The sequence below is a fragment of the Acinetobacter sp. GWC1_38_13 genome (genome assembly GCF_001767535.1).
GTDB classification, from domain to species: Bacteria; Pseudomonadota; Gammaproteobacteria; order Pseudomonadales; family Moraxellaceae; genus Acinetobacter; species Acinetobacter junii.
In genome coordinates this window covers 1-9,366 of record NZ_MELG01000109.1, presented here as the reverse complement: position 1 = coordinate 9,366, position 9,366 = coordinate 1, and the positions used below count along the sequence as shown (strand labels likewise).

Below are 9,366 nucleotides of genomic sequence, written 5' to 3'. Positions count from 1 at the left end.
GAAGTCTTTGATCTAAAAGAAGATGATGTGTACTGGTGTACTGCTGATGTGGGTTGGATTACAGGACATAGCTATTTGTTGTATGGTCCATTAAGCAATGCAACCACCACAGTGATGTTTGAAGGAATTCCTCAATACCCAACATGGGCACGTATCGGGCATGTAATTGATAAACATAACGTTACCATTTTATATACTGCACCAACTGCGATTCGCGCGATGATGCGTGAAGGTGATGCCTATGTCCGTGAAAGTGATCGCAGCAGTTTACGTTTGCTTGGTTCGGTGGGTGAACCAATTAACCCTGAAGCATGGAACTGGTATCACGAAGTAGTCGGTGAAGGTCGTTGCCCAATTGTCGATACATGGTGGCAAACTGAAACAGGTGGTATTTTAATTTCACCATTACCAGGTGCAACTGCACTCAAACCAGGCTCTGCTACACGTCCATTGTTTGGTGTGCAACCTGCTTTAGTTGATGGTGAAGGTAACGAGTTAGAGGGTGCAGCAGAAGGGAATCTTGTGATTAAAGATTCTTGGCCAGGTCAAATGCGTACGATTTGGGGTGACCCGCAGCGTTTTATCGAAGCTTATTTCTCAACTTTTAAAAACTGCTATTTCACAGGAGATGGTGCACGCCGTGATGCTGATGGCTATTACTGGATTACTGGACGTGTAGATGATGTGCTCAATGTTTCAGGACACCGTTTGGGAACAGCAGAAATTGAAAGTGCGCTAGTTGCGCATGAGGCAGTCGCTGAAGCGGCGGTCGTTGGTATGCCACATGATATTAAAGGACAAGGAATTTGTACTTTTGTCACTTTGCAGGCTGATGTTGCAGAATCAGAAGAACTTCGTAAAGAGCTCGTGGATTGGGTGCGTAAAGTACTTGGTCCTGTGGCGACACCAGATGCTTTGCATTGGGCACCTGCTTTACCCAAAACACGCTCAGGTAAGATCATGCGTCGTATCTTGCGTAAGATCGCGGCAAATGAGTTAGATAGCTTAGGAGATACTTCAACATTGGCTGAGCCAGCAGTGGTGGAAAACCTGATTGCAACGGTTTATCCAAATCGTTGAATTTAAAATATCTGGAAAGAGCGTTCATCTGAACGCTCTTTTTTATTTTCGTGCTTTCTGATTGTTCAGGAAATCAGAGGTATTTTGTACTTTTGCAAAAACATTTAGAGCTGATAAAAACGCTGACTGTACATCCGATGCTTTGACGATGGAGTCTTTATATTCTAGATCACGAGTTGCTGTAGCATCGGCAATTAATATTGGTTGATAGCCAAGCTCGCATGCGGCACGTGTACCTGAATCTATACACATATGCGTCATCATGCCTGTAATCACGAGTTGTTCGATCTGAAGCTTTTGAAGCACTGATTGAAGATTTGTTTCTAAGAAACTATTCGGAAAATGCTTTTGTACAACGAGTGATGAGTCGCTAAGTAGGAGTTTAGGATGTAATTCAACACCCAGCGTATTTTCAAGGAAAAAGCCCGCAGATGCAGTGTTGATATGTTGAATATAAATAATCGGTAAATTGTTTTGATTAAAGTAATGTTCTAATTGATTAATTTTTTCTAAAGCATGCTCTGGATTCACTAATTCCATTTTGCCATCTTTAAAATAATCATTTTGAACGTCGATAATGAGTAGTGCTTGTTTCATTTTAAATGTCCCAATAGGAGATAAAACAAGCTTAGGGAGATGATGAAAAATCAGCTATAGTCTGATGAAAGCTTTGAATCCTATTTTCTTTCGTAATGAAAAATGAATATTGAACTTGATCCAATTGATTTAAAAATTATTGCGTTACTCAAACACGATTCACGTCTGACTCATAAGCAGATCGGGCAACACGTGCATCGTACAGGGCAAGCTGTAGGTGCTCGAATCGCACAACTGATGGATGCGGGTATTATTAGGAATTACACCATCACGATAGGTTATGAATATAAACAATTCATTCAACTGTTCTTAAATGAACAACAGGCTTTTACAGAAATTGAACAACTGGTCAAGCAATATCCGCAGATTGATGAATGTTTTAAAACCTTAGGAAATGGCTGCTATATGATTGTGAGTCATTTTAATCCATCCCAATTGAATCAGTTTATAGAGAAATTATCGCAGTGGAGTCGCTATTCAGTTGAAACTGTGATGCGAGAAATAGAGCTTCACTAAAATAAAAATCCCCAAGCCGAGTCTTGAGGAAAAGGTTTTTTACTCTTTCTTTTTCTTCTTATATCTCAGTGTGTCAAGCTGATTTGGCAGGTACTTGCAAGTGTTGTAATTGCTGCTGTTCGATTTGTCGAACCAAAGGTAGAACGTTTTCACCGAAATACTCAACCTCTTCAATGAAATGCAGAAAGCCAGACAGGATGAGATCAACGCCTACGCTTTTTAAATCCACGATTCGTTCAGCTATCTGCTGTGGTGTACCGATCAAGTTAGTTTTAAAACCATCGTTGTATTGCACGAGATCATCAAAGGTTGATTTAGCCCAATTTCCTTCTTGTTCTGGTGCTGCTGCACCTGCTTCACGCGTTGCATCACCAAATGCATTGACTGCTTCGACATTTGCCTTAGCGATGATTTCATTCAGCACGGCTTGAGCTTCTTGCTCCGTATCTCGTGCGATAATAAAAGCATTCACTCCAATTTTCACATGGCGATTTTCGAGTTTTGCTTTGGTACGGACATCATCAATCTGTTTCTTAATCTCTGCTACGCTATTCCCATTGGTAAAATACCAATCAGAAACACGAGCTGCCATGTCTCGTGCGGCGCGTGAACTACCACCTTGAAAGACTTCGATATAGGGTTTCTGTGCTGGCTTTGGTTTTAGCGTATAGTTTTGGAATTGGTAATATTTACCTTCAAAACTATAATTATCTGTAGTCCAAATGCCTTTAAGGGTACGAATAAACTCTTCAGAACGAGCATATCGTTCATCATGCTCAGGCCAAGGTTCACCGATTGCATCAAATTCTCCACGGAACCATCCACTGACCACATTAATGGCAATACGACCTTGAGTTAAATAATCAATCGTTGCCAATTGCTTTGCTGCAAGTGCTGGTTTCCACGGCCCTGGCAAAATCGCCGCAATCACTTTGAGTTTCTCTGTTTTTGCCAACAAAGCGTGACTAAAGCTCACCGATTCATGCTGATTTTCTGCACCATAGCCCGCAGTAAAACGGATTTGAGTGAGTGCATATTCGAAACCATTTTTTTCTGCTGTTTGCGCCAAACGAATGTTGTAGTCATAATTCCAGTCAGTACGTTGTTCAATTGTACTGACCACTAAACCACCACTCACATTTGGAACCCAATATGCAAACTTAATTTCTGATGATTGCAAGGACATAGATTTCCCTCCCTCAGGTCGCTTATGCAACCTGAGTTAAATTTTTATTAGATTTCTGATGTAAACGTGATTCCGCAGCATCCAAATCTGGGACAGCGGCTGAAGGGAGAACTTCGGCTTGTTCAATTTGTTTATTAATGCCGAGATTCTGATTGGCCTGTTCAGTTTTTGCTTTGATAACTTCGGCACGTTTGCCTTTGGCGGGTGCCCATTCCAAAATAGGCAGAGCTCGTGCTACAGCCAAGGTGACTCGATCCGCCAATTGTTCACTTTTAACAGTATATTCTGGGGTAAAGTCGCGATCAGTTGCATAAACTCCGATAGGTAAGGTTTGTGCTTGGAAAAAGCTAAATAACGGGCGTAATTGATGTTCTAGTACCAAAGCATGGCGGTCGCTTCCTCCTGATGCAGCCAACAAAACAGGTACATCAACTAAAGCAGTTTGCTCTACGAAATCAAAAAAGTGTTTAAACAAACCTGTAAATGAAGCACGGTAAACAGGTGTTCCCACGATCAATGCATCGGCAGCTTCAACTGCAGCTAAATCATCTTGGACACGTTGTGGTAACTGATTTCGATAGATGGCACCTCCTAATAAGGGACCAATCTCACTGAGTTTAATAAAATGCACATGGATCTGAGTTGCCTCCGCAAGTTCATCCAAAATTGCTTGTACCAAGCTTTCTGTTTTTGACGGGCTATTTAAGCCACCTGAGACCGCAACAATATTTAAGGGAGTAGAAAGGTTATTTTGATGTGACATGGATAAACGCCTAAATCAGCAATAAGGAATTGCTATTTATTTATCTATAGCTCGTGTCGACTGTAAAATAAGGAAATGCTGCAAGCTTATCTGTTTTAAATATAAGTTGAAAAATCACGTTTTGAAGCAAATTAAATGAATTTAATGCTCTGTTTCTATTCGCTATTTCGGTATAGTAGTTTGGGAATGATCTAGGTTGTGTGAGTTATATCATTATCTGATTTATTTTTCATATTTGCGAAATAAATAAGTTTTGATGCTCTTACAACAGTTTATTTCAAAAATAGGCTAAGATAGATTAGATTTGAATAAACACCGTACAGTGACGTACTTGCAGATTGCGTAAAGCGCTTATGAATATTTTAATTGTAGATGACCATCCGTTATTTAGACACGCTTTGATTCAAGCGGTTCGTTATAGCATTCCGCAGGCACAAATTCAGGAAACTGCGGATGTTGATGAATTTTATGAACGCTTAGAACATGGTGCAGAGCCAGATTTAGTTTTGTTGGATTTAAATCTACCAGGTGCCTCTGGTTTTTCTGCGTTGGTATATGTGAGAGCGCAATATCCTGCAATTCCTATCATTGTTGTTTCTGCACATGAAGAAACCTCCATCATTCAGCGTGCGATTGCACATGGTGCGATGGGTTATATTCCAAAATCATCTCATCCAAGTCATATTGGTGAAGCTATTAAACATGTTTTGGAAGGTGAGATTTGGTTACCTCCAAATCTACCGACACATTCAGGTTTTGATCCTCGCGCTGCCGATGAAACGGCTTTGGCAGAACGTTTACAATCACTCACACCACAACAGTTCCGTGTGTTGATGATGGTTGCTGAAGGCTTGTTGAATAAACAAATTGCTTATGAGCTAGATGTTTCAGAAGCGACAATTAAAGCGCATGTGACAGCAATTTTCCGCAAATTAGGCGTACAAAACCGTACGCAGGCAGTACTTGCGATTAGTGCATTAAATATCGAAGATAAAAAGATGTAATTAACAAGTTGAATAACTCATTCGGTTATTCAAATGTTTAAAGACAATAAAAAACCCAGTTCATATGAACTGGGTTTTTTATGCATAGATGCTTAATTAGAACATCTATGACTGCATTAGAAGCGTACTTTAGCGTTTAAGCCTACAGTTTGCATATCAGCTGCATTAACACCATTAGCATTTAAGTAGCTTGCACCAACAGCGATCGCTGGAGTGATGAAGTAATTTACGTTCACGCCCCAAGCTGAGTCTGGTGAACCAGCAAAGCTAGATTCAGCGTAAGAAACACCAGCGCTAAGTTGAGAGTTTAAGTACAAATCAGTTTTTAACTCGTATGCAGTGTCTTCACCATAAACGAGACCAGTTTCAAAACCGATTGACATTGGAGTACCATCGATCGCACCAACGTATTTAGTACGAGCAGTGATTGCATCTTGGTCATCAGCGATAGTCGCTGTTTCACCAACTGCTTTAGCAAAACCACTATTTAAGATTTTGAAAGTATCCAAAGATGTTTGTTCAACAACGTTTGTATAACCTACAGCAACAAGGAAGTTAGGAGCGATTACCGAACCAAATTCAACAGCCCAACGCTGACCACGGTCATCATTAAGACCATATTTACCATCATTATCAGTCGCGCTATAGCTTAAGCTTGCATACGCTGGTGTATATGGAGTTGGTACATAAGCTTCAGCTTTAACACCTACGTTTTGAGATTTAACTTCGTCAAGATTAGCAAAGTTATAACCAAGAGATACGTTAGAAGCTTGGTTAACAAAAGCTGCTTCAGCTAAAGGACCTTTAGAAGCATCTACATTTTTGAAGTAGTAAGTTGCTTGTCCGCCAACAGTGTAATTATTAAAATCTCTGTTTTCATCGTTAGAATCTAGAGCTTCAGACTGACCTTGTATTTCGAATTGGTAAGCGTGAGCACCGGTCATGGCTAATACTAAAGCAGTGGCTAAACCGAGTTTTTTCATAATAATTTCCAGCTTTAACAGTAATGAATAAAGTTGAGTCATTGTATTGTAACAAAATATGATGTCAATGTAATAAATCTGAGAACCCGATAAACGATCATAATGCACTCAGGTTGTGATCAAAATACATACAACTGTGTGTGGTGCTGTCAACCGATATTGAAGTTTATATCTTACAAATAGATAGATTCAAAATAGTGAATAAAAGCACATATTATTTGGGGTTCATAATTTACTATTTTGATTGATAAATACGATTGTATTAATCTAATTTATCAATTATCGGTTTCTTAAAACTGTCATAATTGGCTGGAAAAAGTGTGTTCAAAATCTATTTTTTTTACAAATTGGAATGATAAATCATATTTTTTAACAGTAGTTCGGGGCAAGGTTTGCTATTTAATTGAACAGTGTTGTTTTTTAATTCCAAAAAACGATCAAAAAAAGAATCCTGATCTATTTAATCGACTTTACATTTGGAGACTTAGTTCACATAATTGCGCCCAAGAGATATTTGTTTAGCATTCTATCTCATAACATTTTCTTGAGTATTCGATGTTTAAAAGCATCTGATTTTACTAGCTCGGCTTTCCCCAAGGCTGAGCTTTTTTTATCAATTTTTTAGTGTAGGAAATTTGATTTATAAGTTGTTCAAATAAAAAATTATTTATAAATCTATGAAATAGCTGTTCGCTCGACTGTTTGATCAGCTTCAGACATCAAGTCGTAAGACAAAGTATGACAACATTAAAAAAAACCACATGCAGTTAGTTTTTAAAAATAATATTAAAATAGCAATATCTCAATGACCGATATTCAAGATGTTGAAAGTACTTCGATTGCATTTGGCATAAATTTATATTGATAATGAATCACATATACCACATGGTTAATAACTAGATTATCTGGGATATATATTATTTTTACGTGGTGTTTATATTCTGCTTTAGTTTTTGGTTTTGATGGTTTTTTAGTAAATTAATAATAAAAAAGACCCAACCCTATGAGGTGGGTTGGGTATGAGAAGAAGGATGTTTGATCATTGGGAGAAACATCCTTGAGGAATTTGTATCAAATTGCTTAATTTCTTATCTAAATTGATTGTGTCTCTTTTTACTTAATTAGGGAAATTGATAATATTTATCTTCAGAATTTGTTTTTTCGATTATTTGTTTTTTTTGATTAAATCAATAGCTTAAAATTTTCTGCTGTATCAAATGATAAAGAGACTATTCATTTTTTATAAATACTTGTAAATACACCAGAGTATTGTTAAAACTAAACTAGTTTAATTATTTTAAAGTGTTATTTTAATAAAATGAAATTTAAAAAGTTGCATATTATTCTTTGATTATAAAAGTCTCAAAATTAATTGGAATCATATCAGCGCAAATTAAAAATTAAGGTAAGATTAATATTCTCAAGAAATCAAATAGGATGAATTTTTGAAAAGAGCAGGATGTCTTCATGGAACGTAGTTTGAAACGTGTTAAATTACGTTCAGAGCAGATTAGCCTTCGTCTATTTTCTTGCATGGTCGTGATTATTTTTTCGATCTTATACATTTCTATTCCATTAATAATTCATAGTTATCAAGATTATATAAAAACTCAACAAGTATTATCAGAAATCACAAGTTTGCGGGCCTTAGTAAAAACAGCCAATAAGATTTCAAGAGAGCGAGCGCCTGCCAATAAGCTCATGTCGAGTACGCCTGATGAGCTTCAGCAACATCAAAAGGAGTTGAAAGAATTTAGACTGGTTGTCGATCAGCAAATTGATGAGGCGATTACAACACTTCATCAAGCAGGTTTTAACTCTATCGCGACGGCTTTAAATTCTGATTTAAAAACTCAATTAGCACAGTCACGAAAAGTCGTTGATGACTATGCTCTGATCCCTCCAAAACAACGTAATGCAGCAGAATTAGATCATGCGATAGCTTCCATGTTCGCTGCATGGGATAAGACACGTGAATATCTGAGTGCTTTGATGCTAGAAGCAAAAAGTAAAGACAGTAAGATGTCAAATTACTTTATTTCTATTGTTGTTTTAACGGATATGCGTGATCAAGCGGGTCGCGTAGCATCTAATATCATGGCACCTGTGACGTTTAAGCAAACGATATCAGATATTAATCGTGCTCGATCATTACAAACTCAACATCAAGCCAGATATCTATGGTCTTTGGTTGATACGATTCAGCCTGAACAAACCAAAACTACAGAATATTATCGTTTACATCGACGTGTAAAAACGGAGTTTCTTGATCAGGGATTACCACTGATCTCAAGATTATTAGATGAGAGTGCGAAGAAACAAACATATTCACTTACAGGAACGCAACTCACGGAGCAAATTGTAGATAAATTTATTACGGTGATGGATCTACAAAATTATATTTTGGATAGCAGTATCCAAGTAGCGTATGAACAGAATAGAAAAGCAAAACAACAACTGATTTTTACATTGTGTATGACCAGTGTTTCATTGCTGACTGCTCTATTTATTATGATTTATACCAAGCGAAAGGTATTTATGCCTTTAATTAGGGCTCGCCAAATGATCTTACGCTTATCTAACACGTCCTATGAAGACCTGCATACGAAAGCATCAAAACAGGAATTTGCTTCATTATTCGAAGCGATCGATCGTTTAAAAGCGATGTTAAAACAACGAGACATGATGGAGTCTCAGTTGAAGAAAATCGCGAACTCAGATGTGCTGACTGGTGTAGCGAATCGTTTAGCTTTGGATGAATACATTCGGGTTTTGGAAAGTCGCCCAAATGCGTTTTCTAAAACAGGTGTGATCGTAATTGATATTGATAACTTTAAGTTGGTCAATGATCAGTATGGTCATATTGTGGGTGATCAGGTGATTACAATGATCGCGGATCAATTGAAGCATAACGTAAGGGCATCTGATCTGATTGTGCGTTATGGTGGTGATGAGTTTTTAGTGGTTATTGAAAATATTCAGTTAGATGCAGCTAAGCATATTGCGGAAAGTATTCGTACTGAAATCGCTAGTCAGTTTATAGAGGTTTCGAGTTTAGGTGAATCCATCCAAGTATCGGTAAGTATTGGAGTTGCTGTCGGAGCAGAAAGCTGGCTTGAACTGCTAGAAAATGCGGATCAATCGATGTTAAGAGCGAAGGCTAAAGGGAAGAATGTGGTGGAGGGATAAATAATTTTGTCCATTAAATAAAAAACGGTGAATTGATCACCGTTTTAT

The 9,366-nt window shown here is 37.8% G+C and carries 8 protein-coding genes; 4 read left to right on the top strand and 4 right to left on the bottom strand.

Annotated elements, in window-relative coordinates:
• Positions 1 to 1,080, top strand: a 1,080-nt coding sequence (locus A2003_RS11805; protein WP_286687420.1) for an AMP-binding protein, incomplete at its 5' end; no start/stop codon positions are given.
• Between the two features lie 42 nt (positions 1,081 to 1,122).
• Here the strand turns inward: A2003_RS11805 and A2003_RS11800 are convergent.
• A complete protein-coding gene (locus A2003_RS11800; RefSeq protein WP_262579448.1) occupies positions 1,123 to 1,677 on the bottom strand; it encodes a cysteine hydrolase family protein in 555 nt (184 codons plus the stop codon).
• A gap of 102 nt (positions 1,678 to 1,779) precedes the next feature.
• Between A2003_RS11800 and A2003_RS11795 the strand changes: the two genes are divergently transcribed.
• The gene (locus tag A2003_RS11795; RefSeq protein ID WP_151790389.1) at positions 1,780 to 2,193 is read left to right on the top strand and encodes an Lrp/AsnC family transcriptional regulator; all 414 of its coding nucleotides are present in this window, start codon (positions 1,780 to 1,782) and stop codon (positions 2,191 to 2,193) included.
• A gap of 73 nt (positions 2,194 to 2,266) precedes the next feature.
• Here the strand turns inward: A2003_RS11795 and sfnG are convergent, their stop codons facing one another.
• Both sfnG and msuE read right to left on the bottom strand, forming a co-directional pair.
• Positions 2,267 to 3,379 carry a dimethylsulfone monooxygenase SfnG gene (gene sfnG, locus A2003_RS11790; protein WP_286687419.1) on the bottom strand — a complete coding sequence of 371 codons (1,113 nt, stop codon included), beginning with the start codon at positions 3,377 to 3,379 and terminating at the stop codon, positions 2,267 to 2,269.
• A gap of 22 nt (positions 3,380 to 3,401) precedes the next feature.
• Entirely contained in the window at positions 3,402 to 4,142 is a 741-nt protein-coding gene (gene msuE / locus A2003_RS11785) for an FMN reductase (protein ID WP_039047803.1), read from the bottom strand.
• A gap of 353 nt (positions 4,143 to 4,495) precedes the next feature.
• Between msuE and A2003_RS11780 the strand changes: the two genes are divergently transcribed.
• The gene (locus A2003_RS11780) at positions 4,496 to 5,146 is read left to right on the top strand and encodes a response regulator (RefSeq protein WP_004909861.1); all 651 of its coding nucleotides are present in this window, start codon (positions 4,496 to 4,498) and stop codon (positions 5,144 to 5,146) included.
• Between the two features lie 116 nt (positions 5,147 to 5,262).
• Here the strand turns inward: A2003_RS11780 and omp33-36 are convergent, their stop codons facing one another.
• On the bottom strand, positions 5,263 to 6,129 hold the full coding sequence (gene omp33-36 / locus A2003_RS11775) for a porin Omp33-36 (protein WP_004964892.1): 867 nt from the start codon (positions 6,127 to 6,129) through the stop codon (positions 5,263 to 5,265).
• A 1,467-nt stretch (positions 6,130 to 7,596) separates the two neighbouring features.
• Between omp33-36 and A2003_RS11770 the strand changes: the two genes are divergently transcribed.
• Positions 7,597 to 9,318 carry a GGDEF domain-containing protein gene (locus tag A2003_RS11770; protein ID WP_286687418.1) on the top strand — a complete coding sequence of 574 codons (1,722 nt, stop codon included), beginning with the start codon at positions 7,597 to 7,599 and terminating at the stop codon, positions 9,316 to 9,318.
• Positions 9,319 to 9,366 lie beyond the last annotated feature (48 nt).

What these genes read in the sequence shown, in the direction of transcription:
- A2003_RS11800 (WP_262579448.1), bottom strand. Translation starts at nt 1,677, where the DNA reads ATGAAACAAGCACTACTCATTATCGACGTTCAAAATGATTATTTTAAA.
- A2003_RS11795 (WP_151790389.1), top strand. Translation starts at nt 1,780, where the DNA reads ATGAATATTGAACTTGATCCAATTGATTTAAAAATTATTGCGTTACTC.
- sfnG (WP_286687419.1), bottom strand. Translation starts at nt 3,379, where the DNA reads ATGTCCTTGCAATCATCAGAAATTAAGTTTGCATATTGGGTTCCAAAT.
- msuE (WP_039047803.1), bottom strand. Translation starts at nt 4,142, where the DNA reads ATGTCACATCAAAATAACCTTTCTACTCCCTTAAATATTGTTGCGGTC.
- A2003_RS11780 (WP_004909861.1), top strand. Translation starts at nt 4,496, where the DNA reads ATGAATATTTTAATTGTAGATGACCATCCGTTATTTAGACACGCTTTG.
- omp33-36 (WP_004964892.1), bottom strand. Translation starts at nt 6,129, where the DNA reads ATGAAAAAACTCGGTTTAGCCACTGCTTTAGTATTAGCCATGACCGGT.
- A2003_RS11770 (WP_286687418.1), top strand. Translation starts at nt 7,597, where the DNA reads ATGGAACGTAGTTTGAAACGTGTTAAATTACGTTCAGAGCAGATTAGC.